Source organism: Yimella lutea, from assembly GCF_006715095.1.
Taxonomy (GTDB): Bacteria; Actinomycetota; Actinomycetes; order Actinomycetales; family Dermatophilaceae; genus Yimella; species Yimella lutea.
In genome coordinates this window covers 116,498-135,630 of record NZ_VFMO01000001.1, presented here as the reverse complement: position 1 = coordinate 135,630, position 19,133 = coordinate 116,498, and the positions used below count along the sequence as shown (strand labels likewise).

At 67.7% G+C, this 19,133-nt stretch carries 17 protein-coding genes; 8 read left to right on the top strand and 9 right to left on the bottom strand.

Features of this window, described 5'->3' with window-relative positions; translation table 11 throughout:
• Positions 1-36 precede the first annotated feature (36 nt).
• Entirely contained in the window at positions 37-1,671 is a 1,635-nt protein-coding gene (locus tag FB459_RS00655; protein WP_141927091.1) for an AMP-binding protein, read from the bottom strand.
• A gap of 115 nt (positions 1,672-1,786) precedes the next feature.
• Here FB459_RS00655 and FB459_RS00650 point away from each other — a divergent pair, with 115 nt between their 5' ends.
• From FB459_RS00650 to FB459_RS00635, 4 genes are all read left to right on the top strand, one after another.
• On the top strand, positions 1,787-3,841 hold the full coding sequence (locus FB459_RS00650) for an NAD(+) synthase (protein WP_141927090.1): 2,055 nt from the start codon (positions 1,787-1,789) through the stop codon (positions 3,839-3,841).
• 53 nt (positions 3,842-3,894) lie between these two features.
• Entirely contained in the window at positions 3,895-7,173 is a 3,279-nt protein-coding gene (locus FB459_RS00645; RefSeq protein WP_141927089.1) for a DEAD/DEAH box helicase, read from the top strand.
• Positions 7,174-7,214: 41 nt separating this feature from the next.
• On the top strand, positions 7,215-8,090 hold the full coding sequence (locus FB459_RS00640; protein WP_141927088.1) for an SDR family NAD(P)-dependent oxidoreductase: 876 nt from the start codon (positions 7,215-7,217) through the stop codon (positions 8,088-8,090).
• Positions 8,091-8,197: 107 nt separating this feature from the next.
• The gene (locus FB459_RS00635) at positions 8,198-8,437 is read left to right on the top strand and encodes a hypothetical protein (protein WP_141927087.1); all 240 of its coding nucleotides are present in this window, start codon (positions 8,198-8,200) and stop codon (positions 8,435-8,437) included.
• A gap of 2 nt (positions 8,438-8,439) precedes the next feature.
• Here FB459_RS00635 and FB459_RS00630 read toward each other — a convergent pair whose 3' ends face one another.
• Together FB459_RS00630 and FB459_RS00625 are read right to left on the bottom strand one after the other, a co-directional pair.
• Positions 8,440-9,099 (bottom strand): response regulator transcription factor, encoded by a 660-nt coding sequence (locus FB459_RS00630; RefSeq protein WP_141927086.1) that lies wholly within the window; start codon positions 9,097-9,099, stop codon positions 8,440-8,442.
• The gene (locus FB459_RS00625; RefSeq protein WP_141927085.1) at positions 9,096-10,358 is read right to left on the bottom strand and encodes a sensor histidine kinase; all 1,263 of its coding nucleotides are present in this window, start codon (positions 10,356-10,358) and stop codon (positions 9,096-9,098) included. Before FB459_RS00625 ends, FB459_RS00630 begins: the two co-directional genes overlap by 4 nt.
• 170 nt (positions 10,359-10,528) lie before the next feature.
• Here FB459_RS00625 and FB459_RS00620 point away from each other — a divergent pair, with 170 nt between their 5' ends.
• Positions 10,529-11,296: a DUF4352 domain-containing protein gene (locus FB459_RS00620; protein ID WP_141927084.1), complete on the top strand. Its 768-nt coding sequence runs from the start codon at positions 10,529-10,531 to the stop codon at positions 11,294-11,296.
• Between the two features lie 80 nt (positions 11,297-11,376).
• On the opposite strand, the gene ligD is transcribed toward FB459_RS00620, so the two are convergent.
• Entirely contained in the window at positions 11,377-12,357 is a 981-nt protein-coding gene (gene ligD, locus FB459_RS00615; protein ID WP_141927083.1) for a non-homologous end-joining DNA ligase, read from the bottom strand.
• 30 nt (positions 12,358-12,387) lie between these two features.
• Between ligD and FB459_RS00610 the strand changes: the two genes are divergently transcribed.
• Complete coding sequence (locus FB459_RS00610) at positions 12,388-12,678, top strand: hypothetical protein (protein WP_129625445.1); 291 nt, start codon at positions 12,388-12,390, stop codon at positions 12,676-12,678.
• A gap of 43 nt (positions 12,679-12,721) precedes the next feature.
• Here the strand turns inward: FB459_RS00610 and FB459_RS00605 are convergent, their stop codons facing one another.
• The 4 genes from FB459_RS00605 to FB459_RS00590 all read right to left on the bottom strand — a co-directional run bounded on the left by FB459_RS00605 (position 12,722) and on the right by FB459_RS00590 (position 14,771).
• A complete protein-coding gene (locus FB459_RS00605) occupies positions 12,722-13,084 on the bottom strand; it encodes a type II toxin-antitoxin system death-on-curing family toxin (RefSeq protein ID WP_129625446.1) in 363 nt (120 codons plus the stop codon).
• Entirely contained in the window at positions 13,081-13,284 is a 204-nt protein-coding gene (locus FB459_RS00600; RefSeq protein ID WP_129625447.1) for a CopG family transcriptional regulator, read from the bottom strand. The genes FB459_RS00605 and FB459_RS00600 overlap by 4 nt, the downstream gene beginning before the upstream one ends.
• Positions 13,285-13,492: 208 nt before the next feature.
• Positions 13,493-13,912: an SCO6045 C-terminal-like domain-containing protein gene (locus FB459_RS00595; protein WP_141927082.1), complete on the bottom strand. Its 420-nt coding sequence runs from the start codon at positions 13,910-13,912 to the stop codon at positions 13,493-13,495.
• The gene (locus tag FB459_RS00590; RefSeq protein WP_141927081.1) at positions 13,899-14,771 is read right to left on the bottom strand and encodes an MbnB/TglH/ChrH family RiPP precursor modification enzyme; all 873 of its coding nucleotides are present in this window, start codon (positions 14,769-14,771) and stop codon (positions 13,899-13,901) included. The genes FB459_RS00595 and FB459_RS00590 overlap by 14 nt, the downstream gene beginning before the upstream one ends.
• Positions 14,772-14,862: 91 nt before the next feature.
• Here FB459_RS00590 and FB459_RS00585 point away from each other — a divergent pair, with 91 nt between their 5' ends.
• Positions 14,863-15,474: a maleylpyruvate isomerase family mycothiol-dependent enzyme gene (locus FB459_RS00585; protein ID WP_141927080.1), complete on the top strand. Its 612-nt coding sequence runs from the start codon at positions 14,863-14,865 to the stop codon at positions 15,472-15,474.
• A 58-nt stretch (positions 15,475-15,532) separates the two neighbouring features.
• On the opposite strand, the gene FB459_RS00580 is transcribed toward FB459_RS00585, so the two are convergent.
• Positions 15,533-17,122, bottom strand: a complete 1,590-nt coding sequence (locus FB459_RS00580; protein ID WP_141927079.1) for an ABC-F family ATP-binding cassette domain-containing protein — start codon at positions 17,120-17,122, stop codon at positions 15,533-15,535.
• A 195-nt stretch (positions 17,123-17,317) separates the two neighbouring features.
• Between FB459_RS00580 and FB459_RS00575 the strand changes: the two genes are divergently transcribed.
• The gene (locus tag FB459_RS00575; RefSeq protein ID WP_141927078.1) at positions 17,318-19,084 is read left to right on the top strand and encodes a long-chain-acyl-CoA synthetase; all 1,767 of its coding nucleotides are present in this window, start codon (positions 17,318-17,320) and stop codon (positions 19,082-19,084) included.
• Positions 19,085-19,133: the final 49 nt, after the last annotated feature.

Genomic DNA, 19,133 nt, shown 5'->3' with positions numbered 1-19,133 from the left:
TATCTTGGGGAACAAAAACTATCCGAAAAAAAGTGGTCACCCTCCGCCGAGGCCGAGCTTCGCGGCGGTCGTCTCGCGCATCTCGACCTTGCGCACCTTGCCCGTTACGGTCATCGGGAACTCGTCGACGAGTTCGACATAACGCGGGATCTTGTAGTGAGCCAGTTGGCCGGAGCAGAACTGCTTCAACGACTCGGAGGTGATCGGCTCGGCGCCCTGCCTCAGGCGGATCCAGGCGCACAACTCCTCGCCGTACTTCTCGTCCGGCACCCCGATCACCTGTGCGTCGACGATGTCGGGGTGGGTGTAGAGGAACTCCTCGATCTCCCTCGGATATATGTTCTCGCCGCCGCGGATCACCATGTCCTTGATCCGGCCGCTGATCTGCACATAACCGGCGTCGTCCATCACGCCGATGTCGCCGGTGTGCATCCAGCCGTCCTCGATGGCCTCGGCGGTCTTGTCCGGCTGTTCCCAGTAGCCGAGCATCACCGAATAGCCCTTGGTCATGAACTCGCCGCTGCTGCCGCGCGGCTGGGTCTCACCGGTGACGGGGTCGACGATCTTGATCTCCAGGTGCGGCATCACGCGTCCGACGGTGCCGACCTTCTGTTCGAAGGTGTCGTCGGTGCGGTTCTGCGTGCTGACCGGCGAGGTCTCGGTCATGCCGTAACAGATCGTCATCTGCTCGATGCCGGCGGCGATGAGCTTCTTCATCAACTCCGCCGGGCACGGTGAGCCGGCCATGATGCCGGTACGGACGCTCGACATGTCGTAGTCGGCGAAGTTCGGCAGACCCCACTCGGCGATGAACATGGTCGGGACGCCGTACAGGCTGGTGATCTTCTCGTCCTGGGTCGCCTGAAGAGTGGCGGCCGGGTCGAACGCAGGCGCCGGGATGACCATGCAGGCGCCGTGACTGGTGCACGCAAGGTTGCCCATCACCATGCCGAAGCAGTGGTAGAAGGGCACCGGGATGCACACCCGGTCCTGCTCGGTGTAGCGGCAGGTTTCTCCGACGAAGAAACCGTTGTTCAGGATGTTGCGGTGACTCAGCGTCGCGCCCTTCGGGAATCCTGTTGTGCCGCTGGTGTATTGGATGTTGATCGGGTCGTTGCTGTCGAGGCCCGACTGGACGTCGGCGAGCGCTTGCGGGGTGACGTCGTCCGCCTGGGCCAGCAGGGCGTCCCACTCCGGGGTCTCGAAGTAGATCGCGTCCATCAGATCGTGGCAGTCGTGCCGCACGCCCTGCACCATCCGTGCGTAGTTGCTGGTCCTGAACTCGCTGACCGCGAACAGATAGGAGATGCCGGCCTGCTTCAGCACGTACTTCAACTCGTGTGCACGGTAGGCGGGATTGATGTTGACCAGGATCGCGCCGATCTTCGCGGTCGCGTACTGAACCAGGACCCACTCGCTGCGGTTCGGTGCCCAGATGCCCACGCGGTCACCCTTGGCGACGCCGGCGGCGAGCAGCGCGCGGGCCAACCGATCGACGTCCGACTGCAGTTCGGCGTACGTCCAGCGTTTGCCCTGTGCGACGTCGACCAGGGCTCCCCGATCGCCGAAGCTCGCGACGGTCGCGTCGAAGTTGTCGCCGATCGTCTGCTCGATCAGCGGAGTGTCGGTCTCGCCGTGGGTGTGGGACAGCTGCGCGGACGGCTCGGTCATGTCGCGAGCGTAAGTGAGCCAGGTCACACGGGGGCGCTTGTCTCGCCGAGCGGTGCCGGTGCGTCGATGAGCGGCTCCACGCGGGTGTGGGGTGTCGGACTGGCAGACTCTCCGCATGGCTTCGAGCACGGACTTCTGGTCGGCGTACGCCCACGGTTACGCACGCGTCGCGGCGTGCACGGTCCCGACCGCGATCGCCGACCCGGCGACCAACGCGGCGTCGATCGTCAAGGAACTCAAAGCTGTCCATGCGGAGGGAGTCGCCCTCGCGATCTTCCCCGAACTCTGCGTGAGCGGTTATGCGATCGAGGATCTGCTGTTGCAGGACCCGGTGCTGGAGGCGGTCCAAGACGCGCTCGCGACCATCGCGAACGCGACCACGCGACTGCGACCGTTGGTCATCGTCGGCGCGCCTTTGCGCAAGGGTCTGCGCCTGTACAACTGCGCCGTCGTCATCCACGGCGGTGAGATCCTCGGCGTCGCCCCGAAGTCCTATCTGCCGAACTACCGCGAGTTCTACGAGAAGCGCCACTTCGCGCCTGGCGATGATCAGATCGGTGAGTCGATCCGTTTAGGGGACAACGAGATTCCCTTCGGTCCCGATCTGCTCTTCAATGCGACCGACGTGCCCGGGCTCGTAGTGCACGCCGAGGTCTGTGAGGACATGTGGGTGCCGGTCCCGCCGTCGTCCATCGCCTCGCTGGCCGGCGCGAGCGTCCTGGCGAACATCTCCGGCAGCCCGATCACCGTGGCCCGAGCCGAGGACCGTCATCTGCTGGTGCGCGCCCAGTCGGCTCGCTGCCTGACCGCCTACCTGTACGCAGCGTCCGGGGTCGGGGAGTCGACCACCGACCTGTCCTGGGACGGCATGTCGATGGTCTACGAGTGCGGGGACCTGCTGGGGGAGACCGAGCGCTTCCCGGACGGCCCGCGTCGCACCGTGGTCGACATCGACCTCGACCGCATCCGGCAGGACAGGCAGCGCGACGGGTCGATCGCAGACAACGCGCGCACCTACACCGACCGGGTACGGGAGTTCCGCACCGTCGACTTCCAACTCAAGGCGCCCGCCGGCGACATCGGCCTGCTGCGCAAGGTCGACCGCTTCCCGTTCGTGCCGGACGACCCCGCCCGCCTCGACCTCGACTGCTACGAGGCCTACAACATCCAGGTGGCCGGCCTCGTCCAGCGCCTGCGCGCGATCGGCAACCCGAAGATCGTCCTCGGCGTGAGTGGCGGTCTCGACTCCACCCACGCCTTGATCGTGGCCGCGCGGGCGATGGACCGGATGGGGCGCCCGCGTACCGACATCCTCGGTTACACGATGCCCGGGTTCGCGACGTCCGACTCCACCAAGACCAACGCCTGGAAGCTCGGCGAGGCACTCGGCGTCACCTTCACCGAACTCGACATCCGGCCGACCGCCACCCAGATGCTGAAGGACCTCGGTCATCCGTTCGGCGAGGGCAAGCCGGTCTACGACGTCACCTTCGAGAACGTGCAGGCCGGCCTGCGGACCGACTACCTGTTCCGGATCGCCAACAAGGAGAACGGAATCGTCCTCGGCACCGGCGACCTGTCCGAGCTGGCGCTCGGCTGGTGCACCTACGGCGTCGGCGACCAGATGTCGCACTACACGGTCAACTCGGGTATCCCGAAGACGATGATCCAGCACGTCATTCGCTGGGTCGTCGCGCACGAACTGTTCACCGACGAGGTGGGCGAGGTGCTCACCGCGATCGTCGATCAGGAGATCAGCCCCGAACTCGTGCCGAGCAAGAAGGGCGACAAGCCGCAGTCGACCGAGGACGCCATCGGACCGTATGCGCTGCAGGACTTCAACATCTTCTACACGCTCCGTTACGGCTACCGACCCAGCAAGATCGCCTTCCTCGCCTGGCACGGGTGGCACGACGACACGACCGGTGAGTGGCCCGCGGGATACCCGCAGGACAAGCGGATCGCGTACGACCTGCCGGAGATCCGGTCCTGGCTCGAGGTGTTCATCAAGCGCTTCTTCGCGTTCAGCCAGTTCAAGCGATCGGCGCTGCCGAACGGGCCGAAGGTGATGGCCGGCGGGTCCGTCTCACCGCGCGGTGACTGGCGCGCGCCGTCCGACGGCAACGCCGCCGTCTGGCTCAAGGACCTGGAGAAGGTGCCCACCGACTGATCGCCGGCACCCAGGGATTTCCGGAAGCGGGCGGCACGGGTTATTTTCGGACGATGGTCACTTCCCCTCGGCTCCAGGTACGCGGCGCGGCCTGGTTGGCCCAGGTGAGCGACGACGACGTGATCGAGCACGTGGGCCGCTTCGCTTACGAGCGAGCGCTCGGGTACGTCGACGCCGAACGCGTCGAGTCGATCAACGTCGGTGACAACGGGCGCCTGCTGATCGGCACCGTGAACGGCGGCGACGTGCGGCCGTACACGGCAATGTTGACCGTCCCGAAGGTGGGCGCGCCACCCCGCGACTGGCGTTCGAGGTGCTCCTGCCCGGTCAAGGAGGCGTGCAAGCACGTCGCCTCGATGGTGATGTCGGGTCGCGAAGCGCTCGGTGGTGCGCTGCAGCCGACCCCGACCGGCGACGCCAACTGGCGCGAGTTCTCCGACCGATTCCTGGGCGACGACGAGGCGTCCCAAACCTTCACGGACGCGGACGCGTTGGGTTTGCGCATCGCACCGATCATGGCGCCGCGGTCCGGCACCGACTCCTCCCCGCGTACCCGTTTCGAACTGATTCCGTGCCGCCGCGGGAAGACCGGTCGTTGGAATATGTCGATCGAGTGGACCGACGTCCGCACCGACGCCCGTTCCTCCGGACGCCGCTTCTTCGTGCCCGAGCAGGCGCAGGCCCTCACCCGGCTGCTCGAACGCTGGCGCGGTGCCGGCGGCGTGATGACCCGCGCCCCGCGGTTGATGCTGGACGAACTCGGGGGCGGAATCTGGGACGACCTTCAACTTGCTGTCGCCGCCGGTGTCGAACTGCTGCCCGCGTTCGCCCACCCGGACGCTTCGATCGAACTGCTCGCGACGCCGGTGCGTACCGACGTCCGATTCTCCGACGGCCCGAACGGTGAGCTGATCGGTCGCACCGAGATCGACCTGCACCGGCCCGGCCGGCTGGTGCTGATCGGTGACCCGGCGCATGGTCTGGTCGTCATCAGCGATCACGATGTGGTGCTCGCCGGCCTCGACCGGCCAATGTCGTCCATGGCGCAGTGGCTGTCGGCCAACGGTCCGGTGACCGTGCCGGAGTCCCTCGCCGAGTCCTTCCGTGACGATCAGTTGCCCAAGCTCGCCCGTCGATACGGGGTGGTGGCCGGCGGGTCGGTAGAAAAGCCCCGCCTGGCGCTGGTCGAGCCGCTGCGGCTGCACCTGAAAGTGGAACGGGAGTCCGACACGGCCGTCCTCGTCTCGACCGGTGTCCGGTACCCCGGCGGCGAACTGCACACGATGGCGTTGGACGCCACTCCCTGGAGCGGGCGCGACCGGCACAACGAACGGGTGCTCGTCGAGCAGTTGGAGCCCCTGCTGCGCAAGGCATCGCTGCTCGAGGCGATCGGCGGCATCGGGTGGTGGCCGAAGGACCGCGAGATCTTCACCGACTTCGCTGCGGTGCGATTCACCAACCTCCTCGATGAACTCGACCGCCACGACCTGGTGATCGTCGAGCGCGCCGATGATCTGCCGGTGTTCGAAGAGGCCCAGGACGACCCACTGATCGAGATCGGTGCGGACGACTCCGACGACATCGACTGGTTCGACCTGCGCGTCGAGGTCAGCGTCGGCGGCGAGAAGGTGCCCTTCGAGCCGCTGTTCCGTGCCTTGGCCCGTGGCGAGGAGTTGTTGCTCCTCGACTCCGGCACCTGGTTCTCGCTCGATCACCCTGAACTGCAACGACTTTCGTCCCTCATCACCGAGGCGCGCGAGCTGTCCGATCGCCGTTCGAGCGGTTTGCAGCTCAACAAGTTCCAGCTCGGCTACTGGGACGAACTGGTCGAACTCGGCGTCGTCACCAGCGCGTCAGCTGCCTGGTCCGAACGGGTCGCCCGCCTGGAATCGGTCGGCAAGGGGGAGCCGCCGGTAGCGCCGCAGGGCTTCACCGCCACCCTGCGTCCGTACCAGGTGGACGGCTACCACTGGCTCGCCAGCATCTGGGACGCCCAGCTCGGCGGCATTCTTGCCGACGACATGGGCCTGGGCAAGACCGTTCAGGCACTCGCGATGATCGCGCGAGCCCACGAAGCCGGCGAACTCACGGCTCCCGTGCTTGTCGTCGCGCCGTCGTCGATGGTCGGGACATGGGTGCGGGAGGCTGCGACCTTCGTTCCTGGGATGCCCGTCGTCGCCGTGCAGCGCACCGCGTCCAAGCGTGGAGAACCGTTGCGGGACACGGTTGCCGGTGCGGCGGTCGTGGTGACGTCGTACACCGTGCTTCGTCTGGACGCCGAAGAGTTCCAGTCGCTCTCCTGGCGCGGGCTCATCCTCGACGAGGCACAGTTCATCAAGAACCATCAGAGCAAGACCTTCCACGCGGCCAAGCGACTGCGTGCACCCTTCACTCTCGCGATCACCGGTACCCCGCTGGAGAACTCGCTGATGGACCTGTGGTCGATGCTCGCCCTGGCCGCGCCGGGACTGTTCCCCAAGCCCGAACTTTTCGGCAACACCTATCGCAAACCGATCGAGTCGGGTGTCGAGCCGGAGAAGCTCGAGCAGTTGCGGCGCCGGATCAAGCCGCTGATGATGCGCCGAACCAAGGAGGTCGTTGCGGCCGACCTGCCGCCGAAACAGGTTCAGCTGCAGGAGATCTCGCTCACCACTAAGCACGAGGCGTACTACAAGAGACACCTTCAGCGCGAACGCCAGCGCATCCTCGGCCTGCTCGACGACCCGGACGCGAACCGCATCGCGATCCTGTCGTCGCTGACCCGCCTGCGCCAGCTGTCGCTCGACCCGCGCCTGGTCGACGCCGAGTACTCCTCGCGCGAGCCGAGCGCGAAGATCGCCTTCCTCATCGACCAACTGCAGGAACTGTCGGCGGAGGGCCACCGAGCACTGGTCTTCAGCCAGTTCACCTCCTACCTGCGTCTGGTGGAGTCCGCGCTGACCGAGGCCGGGATCACCACGAACTACCTGGACGGCTCGACCACGAACCGGCAGAAGGTCATCGACGACTTCAAGGACGGCGACTCCGCAGCCTTCCTGATCTCGCTGAAGGCCGGTGGTGTCGGGCTCACCCTCACCGAGGCCGACTACGTCTTCGTCCTCGACCCGTGGTGGAACCCGGCTGCCGAGGCGCAGGCGATCGACCGCGCGCACCGCATCGGCCAGGACCGGCCGGTGATGGTCTACCGCCTGGTCTCCCAGGGCACCATCGAGCAGAAGGTCGTCGACCTGCAGGAGCGCAAGCGCGACCTGTTCGCCCGGGTCGTCGACGGCGGCGAGGGTGCGTCCGGCGCGATCACCGCTGCCGACATCCGTGCGATGTTGGAGAGCTGACCGACGGACGCACGCGGGTACTCACCGGTAGCGTCGGGTTCATGAAGAATCCTCTGCGCCGCGAACCACAGTCCTTCGCCGGCAAGCGTGCCCTGGTCACCGGTGGTGCCTGCGGACTGGGCCTGGCGATGACGAAGATCCTTGCCGCCGAGGGCGCCAAGGTGTTGGTCGTCGACGTCCACGGACTCGCGCCCGAAGGCGTGCTGCCGGCCGGCGTCGAGTATCGGCAGCTGGACGTGCGCTCCGACGAGGGCTGGGACGAGACCCGCAACTGGGTGGAGGCGACCTGGGGTGGGCTCGACCTACTGTTCAACAACGCCGGTGTCGCAGCCGGCGGACGCATCGACGTGGAGTCGATCGAGAACTGGCAGTGGATCATCGACATCAATCTGCTCGGTGTCGTCCGCGGCTGCCGCACCTTCGTGCCGATGATGAAGCAGGCGGGCGGCGGGCACATCGTGAACACCGCGTCTCTGGCCGGACTGGTGCACGCACCGAGTATGGCGTCCTACAACGCGGTGAAAGCTGCAGTCGTCGCGGTCTCGGAGACGTTGCGCCACGAACTTGCGCCCGACCGCATCGACGTATCGGTGATCTGCCCGTCGTTCTTCCGCACCAACCTCGCAGAGTCGTTGCAGGGCAAGGACGTCGACATGGAGGAGACCGCCGTCAGGCTCATCACGCAGGCCCCGCGGTCCGCCGACGAGGTCGCGTCCAAGGCGTTGGAGGGCGTCCGCAACCGCCGCTTCATCGTGCTCACCGACTCCGACGGTGTTGCCGCGTACAACGCCAAGCGCTACGCCCGGAAGGCCTACGACGCGGCGATGATCCGGTCGGCCAAGCAGGTGCGCGAGGGCAAGGACCCGATGGCGGACATCGACAAGGTCTGGACTCGCATGCGGAAGTCCAAGTCCTGACGGACTCCTTTCCGGGCAGAGCTACCCATGGCGGATTCGCGCTGAGGCGAGGACGGTGGTTACCGACGTGAAACCAACCTGGTTCGCAGTTCGGGGGCCCATCAGTCATGAACATCACTCGCCGCTCCGTCCTCGGTGCCGCTGCCGGCGCCGTCATCACCCCGGTCGTCGCGTCGCCGGCCACTGCGCTCCGCTCTGCCGTGCCTGACTCCAGCGGCGGGTACGTCAACTACCTTGAGGCCGGGACGTCGATGCAGCGCTACCTCGCCGGCAACTACTCGCGGTGGCGGACGGTGCGATCGACCTACGACCCGAGGGGCGTGATCGCGGCCCCGATCGCGGTCTGATTTCAGACCAGACCGGCCTTGGTGACGATCACCGCCACCTCGACGCGTCCGCCGACACCGAGTTTGCGCTGCGCGTTCGCCAGGTGGGTCTTGACGGTGGCTTCGCCGAGATAGAGCGTGCGTCCGATCTCGGCGTTGGACAGCCCGCGGGCCACCTCGACGACCACCGCGTGCTCGCGCTCGCTGAGTGCGGACATCGAGGTTCGTGCGGCGTCGCGGTCGGTACGGCCTTCGTTGACCAGCCCGAAGACGTAGCCGACCTTGCCGGGGGCGAGCGCGCCCTGACCGCGGTGCACATTGCGCACCGCGGCGATGATGTCGGCCGGGTCGGCGGTCTTGAGCAGGAAGCCGGCGGCGCCTGCGGCGATGGCTCGCTGGACGATGTCGTCGGTGTCCCAGGTGGTCAGCACGATCACTCGCGGCGGGTTGGTCAGCCGCTGGATCTGCGCGGTGGTGACCAGACCGTCCTGCCGCTTCATCCGGACGTCGAGCAGGACGACGTCCGGATGGTGGCGGTGGATCGCGTCGACCACCTCGTCACCGTCGGACGCGGTCGCGACCACGTCGATGTCGTCGGGCATGCCGACGATGGCTTGCAGGGCCGACACGACCATCGCGTCGTCGTCCACGATCAGAACCCTGATCGGGCGCAGGTCGTTCATCGGCCCACCTTCTGTTCGGCCGGGCGGAACTGCCACGGCAGCCGCACCAGCACCCGGAAGGCGTCGTCGTCCACCCATGCCCACGACTCGCCCCCGCATCGGGTGACGCGTTCGTGGATGCCGGTGAGCCCGTTGCCGGGGCGGAACGCGGATGCGGCACCGGGACGCAGGCGGTTGGTCGTTGAGATCTCGATGCCGCGGGCCGGCCGTGCGTCGAGGTGCAGCCGGATGGGCGCACCGGGCGAGTGCCTGCGCGAGTTGGTGAGCAGTTCCTGGGTGATCCGGAAGACGGTATGGCTGACCTGTTCGTCCAGCGGCGCCGACTCGTCGATGAAGATCGAGGACGCAACCGGGCTTCCGGCCGCAAGAGATTCGTCGATGAGCCCGGGAAGGTCGCTGAGGGTGAGCAGCGCCTTGCTCACGTCGGGGTCGCCGGGTTCGCGTAGCAGTCCGAGTAACGAACGCAGGTCGGCCATCGACTGCTGAGCGCTCTCGCGCACCACCCGCGCACTCTGAGCGAGTTTCGGGTTGTTGCCCGCCGCCATCTCCAGAGCGCCAGCGTGCAGGTTGAGCAGCGACAGGCGGTGGCCGAGCGCGTCATGGACCTCACGGGCGATGCGTTCGCGCTCCGCCCGGCGGGCCACCTCCTCGCTCAACCGGTCGATCTGGGTGTGCGCGATCTGTTCCTTGAGCGTGCTGGTGTCGAGCGCTCGCCGGTTACGGGTGAACACGACCAACAGTCCGACGACGGCGACCAGGACGGTCGTGATGAGCGCGATCAACCACCACGGGAACGCGACGCCGGCCTCGTACCGGAAGAACAGTCGCCAGAAGGAAGAGACCTCAGGGACGCCGTCGGTGACGTCGCGGTACACCGAAACGGCGACCGCGAGCGATGCCGCTGCGATGGCCGCAAGGACGTGTTCGCGCCGGCGTGCGATGAGCAGCACCGTGAAAAGACCTGCGAGAGGCAGGAATCCGTCGATCGGCAGGGCGATGGTGGCTACGCAGTAGGCGGCGAAAAGCTGCCATGGCCACCGGCGCCGCCAGATGAGCAGGATGCCGAGGACCACGCCGACGAGCCAGGCGAGCAAGGTCCAATCGGAGGTCGTCGCGACTTGTTCCGAATCGGTCGCGCCGACGCGGCGAAGGTCGTTGTAGGCGATCGCCAATGTGGTGGAGAAGAACGCCACGATCACCAGCGACGTCGTCCGCACCCGTCGCCACGAGCGCTCATGGGGTGCGGTGGACGACATCATGCGCACAACCTATGGGAGAGCACCGACAGTCGGTTCCACCGATCGGATCGACGCCGGCGCCGAACCTCCACCGATCGGGGGAGGCGGCTGCAGCCGTGCGGTGGAAGTGGAGAAGGGGCCTGCCGTCGTCCACTTGGGACATCGACGAAGGACCTTGGAAAGGACCCACCATGAACGACCAGCAGCCGATGAACAACGGTGCGCCGCAGTACAACCCGAACCACAACACGAACGGTCAGCAGTGGCACGGACAGCAGCCCTCGCCGTACGGTCAGGGTGGCAACCTGCCGCCGGCGCCGCCGTACGCCAACCCGCCCAAGAAGAACTGGTTCCTGCGTCACAAGGTACTCACCGGGCTCGGCGCACTGGTGCTCCTCGGGGCCATGGCGTCGGCTCTCGGAGGCGGTGGCGGCAAGGGCACCGACGCCGCCACGTCGCAGACGTCGACCTCGTCGAGTACGAGCCAGGAGTCCTCCGCCGGCTCGTCCCAGGCGGCTGCCGAGCCGTCGCAGACGAAGGCCGAGAAGCAGGAGAAGAAGGATGCCGGCCTGAACACCCCGGTGCGGGACGGCAAGTTCGAGTTCACCGTCACCAAGGTGCAGCCTGGCGTGAAGCAGATCGGCGACGAGTACCTGAACCAGCAGGCGCAGGGGCAGTTCGTGCTGATCACGGTCACGGTGAAGAACATCGGCGACAAGCCGCAGACCATGTTCGACAGCATCCAGAAGCTGACCGACGACCAAGGTCGTTCGTTCAGCCCCGACTCCGCAGCTGCGATCTACCTGAAGAACAACGACATCTGGATGAAGGAGATCAACCCGGGCAACACGTTGACCGGCACCCTCGTCTACGACATGCCGGCCGGTGCGAAGGCGACCAAGCTGGAGCTGCACGACTCGATGTTCTCCGGCGGGACGACCGTCTCCCTCACCAAATAGCAAACCTACTGCTCGGCGCCGAACCTACTGGTTGCAGCCAGTAGGTTCGGCGCGCATCAGTAGGTTCGCATCTGGCCTGCTCACTCCGATGGTTCCGGTGGCGCTTGTTCGCCGGCCTTCTCATCGCGAGCGGCCCAGTCGAGCAACTGGTCGAGTCGGAACGCGACGTCGTCGATCTCGGCGGTCAGATCGCCCTTGTTCGCATATCGGGCCGGGACCGTCGCGATCGTGAAGTCGCGCGGGTCGATGTCGGCCAGCTCGTCCCAGTCGAACGGCGTGGAGACGGTCGCATCGGTGTTGCCGCGCACCGAGTACGCGGATGCGATCGTGTGATCGCGGGCGTTCTGGTTGTAGTCGACGAACAACGCGGCCGGGTCGCGATCCTTGCGCCACCAGGTCGTGCTGACGTCCTTCGGGGCGCGACGCTCGACTTCACGGGCGAACGCCAGGGCAGCCCGTCGCACGTCCGAGAAGCCCCACTCCTGCTCGATGCGGACGTAGATGTGCAGACCGGCGCCACCACTGGTCTTCGGGAAACCGCGAATACCCAACTCGTCCAACAGTTCCCAGCACACGTCCGCGATATTGCGTACTCGGTCGAATGGGCAGTCCGGCATCGGGTCGAGATCGATGCGCCACTCGTCCGGCTTCTCGATCTGGGGACGACGGGAGTTCCAGGGGTGGAACTCGACGGTCGACATCTGTACGGCCCAGATGACCTGGGCGAGTTCGGTGACGCAGAGTTCGTCGGCGGTGCGTTTGTAGCGCGGGAAGAAGACGCGCACGGTGTCCATCCACTCGGGCGCGCCGTGCGGCAGCCGTTTCTGGTGCACCTTCTCCCCGGAGACGCCGGTGGGGAAGCGGTGCAGCATGCACGGACGGTCGCGCAGCGCCCGCACGATGCCGTCACCGACCGACAAGTAGTAGTTGACGAGATCGAGCTTCGTCTCGCCCCGAGCAGGGAAGTAGACCCGGTCGGGGTTCGAGACCGACACGATGCGCTCGCCGACCTCGATCTCGACCTTGGGGGAGCTGCTGTGCCGTCCCGGTAAGGCTGCCATGGTCCGAACCTACGCGTACCCTTGGGCGCCGTGAGTGAGAAGCCAAGCATGTTCCGGATCTTCGCGCTGCGGGTCGCGGCGGCGATGGTGGCAGTCGTGGCCGGCCTGTGCCTCGTGGTGACCGTGCTGGCCGCGATCGTCTGGGCCAAGGGCGGGTCGGAGGCCGACGGCATGCCGGCACTCACCGGTGGCTTTTTCGCCGGCTTCCTCCTCTGCCTCCTCGGGTTCTGGTTGTTGCGTCGTCGCTCGGCGCGGGTGGAGGCGGCCTTCGACGATCCTGCGGACGGCGCGCGCAGCGGGAGCAGCTCCACATCTGTGTGATCCGTCGCTGACCGGCGGCGCTCGGTGGGCGACGGCGACGCGGTCAGTGCCAGCGGGTGAGCGCTGCGGCGATGTCGGGCAGCTCGATCCGCCCGGCCGCGGTGGCGATGACGAGGTCGTACGCATCGTCGTCGGGAGCCTCGATCCAGGCGCCGTTGAGATCGAGGAAGACGACGGTGGCGAGCCAGCCGAGTCGCTTGTTGCCGTCGACCAGTGGGTGGTTGCCGACCAGGGACTCCAGCAGCGCAGCCGCCTTCTCCTCCAGCGTCGGATACGCCTCGCGCCCCCACAGCACCGTCGTCGGTCGGTGCGCCGCCGCTTCGAGCAGACCTACGTCCCGCAACGGCCCGACGCCGAGATCGTCGACGAGACCGAGCAGATCCTCGAGCGTCAGGAACTCGGTCACTTCCCGAGGCGGTCGAGGACGTCGGCGTAACGGGCCCGGGCGCGAGCGGAAGCGTCGGTGACACGCCGCTCATGGCCCCGTCGAGCGGCGACCTCGTGGATCGCACGGATCGTCGCTTCCTGGCGGCTGATGCCGTCGGCCTCTGCCAGCATCGCCAGGACGCGCTCGTCTGCTTCGGACAGTCGCAGTGTCATCGCCATGCGGATGATGGTATCAATGTGGTATCACCATTGTGCACCGAAAGCGGGAGGGCGCCGCGGCGACCCGTGGACGCGACGTGACCGTCCGTCGATGCGGTGGCTCACGATTGCGTCACGACGGGGGCAGCGGTATTGATCGGTCCCGGCCTCCCGCTCGACTCTCAGATATGCGAAACGGCCTTGCCGCCGCAGCGCAGGCCCCCGAGGCTCAGTTCGGCAGGGCAGGCAGGGCGTGGAGGCGTCCGCGCCGACTCCACACCAGGTGCCGACGCGTAGCCATCTCGACCGTTGCTATACGTCGCCGCCCGGCGCGGAGGTCGTCGAGCACCACCCAGTCCCCGTCGTCCGCGGCCGGGCGGTCGCGTACCCATTCCACGAACATCTCGGCGTCCCAGTGGGCGCACGAGCCCGCCGGTGTCGCCAGCACGAAGGCGATCGCGCGGTCTCGCCAGCGGGGGAGCAATGCGATCTCGGGTCGCACGTGGGTCATGCCGTCGACCCGCTTCATCGCGAGGATGCGACCGGTGTGGCGGGAGCGCAGTTCGTCGAAACCCTCGGGCGTGCGACCGCGCAGCAGTTCGCCGACGACCCCGCTCTGGCGCGCGGCCAGTTCGTCACGAGCCGACACGGGCGGCTCCCCGGGCGACGGCGCGGTCGATCCGGTCGAGGTCGTGCAGCACCGCTTCGGCCCGCACGTCGGCGTCCCGTTCGAGCATGATGCCCGGCACCGGGGCGCCGCACGAAATCCGATGTGCAACCAAGGCACTCAACAGCTCCGACACCGCGTCGGGCACGGGGTGGGCATGGGTGTCGATGTAGAGACCGTCGCGTTCGGTGCCGCCGGCGACGTGCACGTAGGCGACGGCGTCGAGCGGGAAGCGAAGTAGGTCCGCGTGGGCATCCGTGCCGCGCGAGACCGCGCTCGCGTGCAGATTGGCCACGTCGAGCACCACCCGGACGCCGGTGCGGCGCACGATCTCGCCGAGGAAATCCGGCTCGTCGAACTCGTCCTCGGGCCAGCTGAGCAGGGCGGCGATGTTCTCGATGGCGAGTGGCACCAGCAGCTGCGCCTGCGCGATCTCGATGTTCTCGACCACGATGTCGAGCATCCGGCGGGTGCGCGGTGGCGGCATCAGGTGGCCTGCCTCGAGCACATCGCCGTGCAACGAATCGGGCGTCCCGGCGGCCCGCACGAACGCGAGGTGCTCGCTCACCAGTGGCGCGTCGAAGAGCATCGCGAGCGACGAAAGTCGTTGCAGCCGAGCGGGATCAGGGGTGGAGGCGTCGGCAAGGCCCAGGCTGACCCCGTGCGGGATCACCGTGACGTGCTCGGCAAGGGTCATCAAGGCAGCCGGCGGACGGTCGGGATCGACGTTCTCGGCCACCACCTCGGTGAACTGCAGCCGTCCCTGCGCGGCGAGGTCGGCGAGGTCGGGGGCGATGGGCACCCGCCAGGCGATCGCGGTTCCGCTCGGCATCGGCTTCATGGGTCCGATGGTAGGTCGCAACCAGCTCCGCGAGGCGGACGGCGAGACCGTGCCGGCAGCCACCGTCAGGGCGACATGTGAGGCTGGCGTCATGAGCGACATCTGGAACCTCGTCCACGCCGAACGGCACGCCCTCGTCGACGACCTCTCGAGCCTCACCGACGCGCAGTGGCAGGCGCCCTCGCTGGCCGAGGGGTGGACGGTGCACGACGTCGCCGCACACCTCGTCGACAACGCCACGGCGACCACCTGGCGACTGGTCAAGGCGATGGTGAAGGCCCGGGGCAACTTCCACCGGCAGAACGACACCGGCCTGCGCGCCGCCAAGGGGGCTACGCCGCAGGCGACTCTCGAGCGAATGCGTGCGGTGGCCGAGCGCACCGACACCCCGCCCGCACCGCTGGCGAGCCGGTTGGTCGAGGAGATCGCCCACGGTGAGGACATCCGGCGCCCGCTTGGCATCGTCCGCGAGTATCCGGTCGCCGCGATCGTGCCGGCCATCGGCTACCAACTGCGCACGCCTCATGCGTTCGACGGCACGAAGTCGCTCGCCAAGAGGGTGCGCTTCGTGGCCGACGATGCCGATCTGGCGATCGGGCAGGGACCGGAGTTGCGCGGCCCCGCGCTCGAGTTGCTGATGGTGGCCACGCGGCGGGCACCGCGTGAAGGTGCGTTGAGTGGCCCGGGGCGCGCGCTGATCTGACGTCGGTGCGGGAGGTGGTCAGGTGAGCGGGGGCTCGAGCTCCCGCTGCCGCACCAACTCACGACCCCAGTAGCACCGTCGGCCCGCTCCACCGCGACCGCAACCACCGATCGTGGCTGGCCACGAGCACCGTCGCCGGGGCGTCGAGCAGTGCCGCCTCCAGTTCTTCGACCAGCCCGAGCGAGAGGTGGTTGGTCGGCTCGTCGAGCAGCACCAGGTCGGGGCGCCCCGCAATCAGCATCGCCAGCGCGAGGCGCTGCTGCTGGCCGAGGCTGAGCTGTCCGATCGGCCTGCGGGCGTCGCGCGGCGGCAGTAGCCCGAGGGTGTCCAGGCCGGGCTGCGACTCGTCGTCGCCGTACGCCTGCAGCGGGGTGAGGTGCGGTTCGGCGAAGCTGATCTCCTGACGAAGAAATCCGATTCGCCGGGCCGACACCTCGAGCGTGCCGTGACCCAGCGCGAGCTCGCCCGCGATCGCCGCGAGCAGGCTCGACTTGCCCGAGCCGTTGGCCCCGGTGATCAGCCAGTGTTCACCGGCGCACACGTCGAGCCGCCCGATCCGGAAGCGGCCGGCCACGGCGGCGTCACGCGCCGACACCCACCCCGCGCCGTCGGCCGAGAACGTGCCGCCGAACCGCAGGGTCTTCGGTGGCTTGCTGATGCGCGCCCGCTCGATCGCGGCGATGCGCTGCTCTGCGTTACGTCTGCGCCGCGACACCGTGGCCTGCACCCGCGACCCCTTGAACGCGTAGATGAACTTGTCGCCGTCCCTGGGCGGACGGTCGTGGGCCACATCGAGATTGGTGGTGCGGGCGGTGGCGCGAAGTTCGTTCAGCTCCTCCTGTTGCGCCTCGAACGCCTCCTGCCAGCGCGCCCGCGACCGGGCCTTCTCAGCGAGGTAGTCGCTGTAGTTGCCGGTGTAGCTGCGGCCGCCTTCGCCGTCGGTGCCGAAGTGGGTGCGGTCGAAGTCGACGATCGAGGTGCACACGCCGTCCAGGAAGGTGCGGTCGTGGCTCGCCGCGACGACGACGCCGCTCATCGCGCGCAGTTCCTCCTCGAGGAAGGTGAGGGCCGTGTCGTCGAGGTGATTGGTCGGTTCGTCGAGCAGCACGCAGTCGGGCCGGCGTGCGAGCAGCGCGGCAAGGGCGAGCCGTCCACGCTGCCCACCCGAGAGCGTCCCGACGGGCCGGTCGTGGGGCAACTGCTCGAGACCGAGGAGTGCGGCGGCGCGCTCGGCCCGGGCGGTCGCCGTCCAGGCGTCATGACGGGTGGCCCACGCGAGCACCTCGTCGTATCGATCGGCGGCGCCGGGTTGCTCCAATCCGGTTGCCAGCTCTTCGAGTTCGCGCACCGCGGCGTGCAGCGGCGCGAGCGCGTCGTGTAACACCCGGGCGATCGTGTGCTCCGGAGCGAGTCCGCCGTCCTGCGCGACGTAGCCCAGATCTGCCGGTGCGTGCACCTCGCCGCGGGTCGGCGGCTCGACACCAGCGGCGAGGCGCAGCAGCGTCGACTTGCCCGAGCCGTTCTCGCCGACCAGCCCGACGCGGTTGCCGGCGGACGCGGCCAGGGAGATGCCGTCGAGGATCCACCGTCCGTCGTAGGTGACGGCGAGATCGTCCAGGAGGAGAGTGGGGGAGGAATTGGCTGGCATGAGGCCTCGGAGGGGTCGGCATGGTGCGCCGCCGGGCAGGGCCGCGAGCGGGGCGATGATCCGATCAGTTCTCCATGGTGCATCCAGTCTGAAGGACGAGATCGGAGCGGGCCAACCGGTTTTCGTGGGACGGCTCGTTACCAGTGGGTAGCAAACCTGGCTAACCTTGTCCCGGTCGTTCGTGAGGAGAGTCACATGAGTCCTGCCACTCGCCGTCGCGTCGGTTTGACCGACATCAGCAAGGGCCTACTCGGTTTCGCCCCCGACCTGCCGATGCTGGCCCGTGAGGCGCCCGGTCTGCTGCTGCGTAAGCCGACGCACACTGCGTCCATCGGCCAGCAGTTTCAGCGCACCGTCGAACGCCACCCCGACCGTCCGTTCCTCAAGGGGGAGGGCCGCACGCTCACCTATCGCGAGGCGAATGCGCTGATCAACCAGTACGCAGACCTGTTCGCCGAGCGCGGCGTCGGCCACGGCGACGTCGTGGGTGTGAACTCGGCCAATGACGTCGAGAACGTCCTGGTCATCCTCGCCGTGGTGAAGCTCGGTGCCGTTGCGGGCCTCATCAATTACAACCAGCGCAGCGAGGTGCTCGCGCACAGCCTGCGGACGCTCGACGCCGCACTCATCGTGATGGCTGACGACCTGCTCGAGGACTTCGCGAGTGCCGGCGAGATCGCTCACGAACAGAACGTGATCCTCTATTCGCAGCTGGCCGGTCTGGCCGAGGGCCGCCCGAGCGAGAACCCCGCGTCGGCCGAGCAGGTCAGGGCCAAGGAGCGGGCGCTGCTCATCTTCACCTCGGGCACCACGGGCATGCCGAAGGCGTCGGTGATGACGCACTACCGCTGGCTGAAGTCGTACTCCGGTCTGGGAGCGCTCGGGGTGCGCCTGCGCCCGACCGACACGCTCTACTGCGCCCTTCCGCTGTACCACAACAACGCAGTGACGGTCGCGCTCGGCGCAGTGCTCGCGGGCGGCGCAGCGTTCGCGGTGTCGCCGAAGTTCTCGGCCACCAAGTTCTGGGACGAGTGTCGCTCCTACGACGCAACCGCCTTCGTCTACATCGGCGAACTGTGCCGTTACCTGCTTGCCCAGCCGGAGAAGTCGGACGACCGCGACCACGGGATCCGGGTCGTTGTCGGCAACGGTCTACGTCCGGACATCTGGGACGCCTTCCAGCAGCGCTTCGGCATCGAGCGCATCGCGGAGTTCTACGGCGCGTCCGAGTGCAACATCGCCTTCATCAACGCGTTCAACATCGGGCAGACCGCCGGCACCTGCCCGCTGCCCTACAAGGTCGTGGCCTACGACCCCGAGACTGGTGCGGCCACCCGCGACGACGCCGGGCGCCTCACGACGGTGAAGACGGGCGAGGTCGGGCTGCTGCTCAGCAAGGTCACCGACCGCGCGCCGTTCGACGGCTACACCGACGACGCCGCCACCGAGAAGAAGCTGCTGCGCGGGGGATTCAAGGACGGAGACTGCTGGTTCGACACCGGTGACCTGGTGCGCAATCAGGGGCTCACGCACGTTGCGTTCGTCGACCGGCTCGGCGACACCTTCCGCTGGAAGGGCGAGAACGTCGCCACCACCGAGGTGGAGGCGGCGCTTGCCGGGTCTGCTCAGGTGGTCGAGTCGACGGTCTACGGCGTGGAGGTGCCGGGGTGCGACGGCAAGGCCGGTATGGCTGCGGTCGTGCTGCCCGACAGTGAGGCCTTCGACGGTGCAGCGCTCGCGGAGCACGTGCGCTCGCAGCTCCCGGCCTATGCGCGACCTCTGTTCGTGCGACTGGTCAACGAGCTCGAACACACCTCGACCTTCAAGTCGCGCAAGGTCGAGTTGCGCAACCTCGGCTTCGCCGACGGTGACGAGGCAGTGTACGTCCTCACCAAGGACGAGGGTTACGTGCCGATCTACGACGGCTACACCGACGCGATCGTGGCTGGCACTGCCGGCTGACCGAACTCGAGACACGACAAGCCGGCCCCGGGTGATCGCCCGGGGCCAG

Coding starts and splice junctions, on each gene's coding strand:
- FB459_RS00655 (WP_141927091.1), bottom strand. CDS start 1,671: ATGACCGAGCCGTCCGCGCAGCTGTCCCACACCCACGGCGAGACCGAC.
- FB459_RS00650 (WP_141927090.1), top strand. CDS start 1,787: ATGGCTTCGAGCACGGACTTCTGGTCGGCGTACGCCCACGGTTACGCA.
- FB459_RS00645 (WP_141927089.1), top strand. CDS start 3,895: ATGGTCACTTCCCCTCGGCTCCAGGTACGCGGCGCGGCCTGGTTGGCC.
- FB459_RS00640 (WP_141927088.1), top strand. CDS start 7,215: ATGAAGAATCCTCTGCGCCGCGAACCACAGTCCTTCGCCGGCAAGCGT.
- FB459_RS00635 (WP_141927087.1), top strand. CDS start 8,198: ATGAACATCACTCGCCGCTCCGTCCTCGGTGCCGCTGCCGGCGCCGTC.
- FB459_RS00630 (WP_141927086.1), bottom strand. CDS start 9,099: ATGAACGACCTGCGCCCGATCAGGGTTCTGATCGTGGACGACGACGCG.
- FB459_RS00625 (WP_141927085.1), bottom strand. CDS start 10,358: ATGATGTCGTCCACCGCACCCCATGAGCGCTCGTGGCGACGGGTGCGG.
- FB459_RS00620 (WP_141927084.1), top strand. CDS start 10,529: ATGAACGACCAGCAGCCGATGAACAACGGTGCGCCGCAGTACAACCCG.
- ligD (WP_141927083.1), bottom strand. CDS start 12,357: ATGGCAGCCTTACCGGGACGGCACAGCAGCTCCCCCAAGGTCGAGATC.
- FB459_RS00600 (WP_129625447.1), bottom strand. CDS start 13,284: ATGGCGATGACACTGCGACTGTCCGAAGCAGACGAGCGCGTCCTGGCG.
- FB459_RS00590 (WP_141927081.1), bottom strand. CDS start 14,771: ATGAAGCCGATGCCGAGCGGAACCGCGATCGCCTGGCGGGTGCCCATC.
- FB459_RS00585 (WP_141927080.1), top strand. CDS start 14,863: ATGAGCGACATCTGGAACCTCGTCCACGCCGAACGGCACGCCCTCGTC.
- FB459_RS00580 (WP_141927079.1), bottom strand. CDS start 17,122: ATGCCAGCCAATTCCTCCCCCACTCTCCTCCTGGACGATCTCGCCGTC.
- FB459_RS00575 (WP_141927078.1), top strand. CDS start 17,318: ATGAGTCCTGCCACTCGCCGTCGCGTCGGTTTGACCGACATCAGCAAG.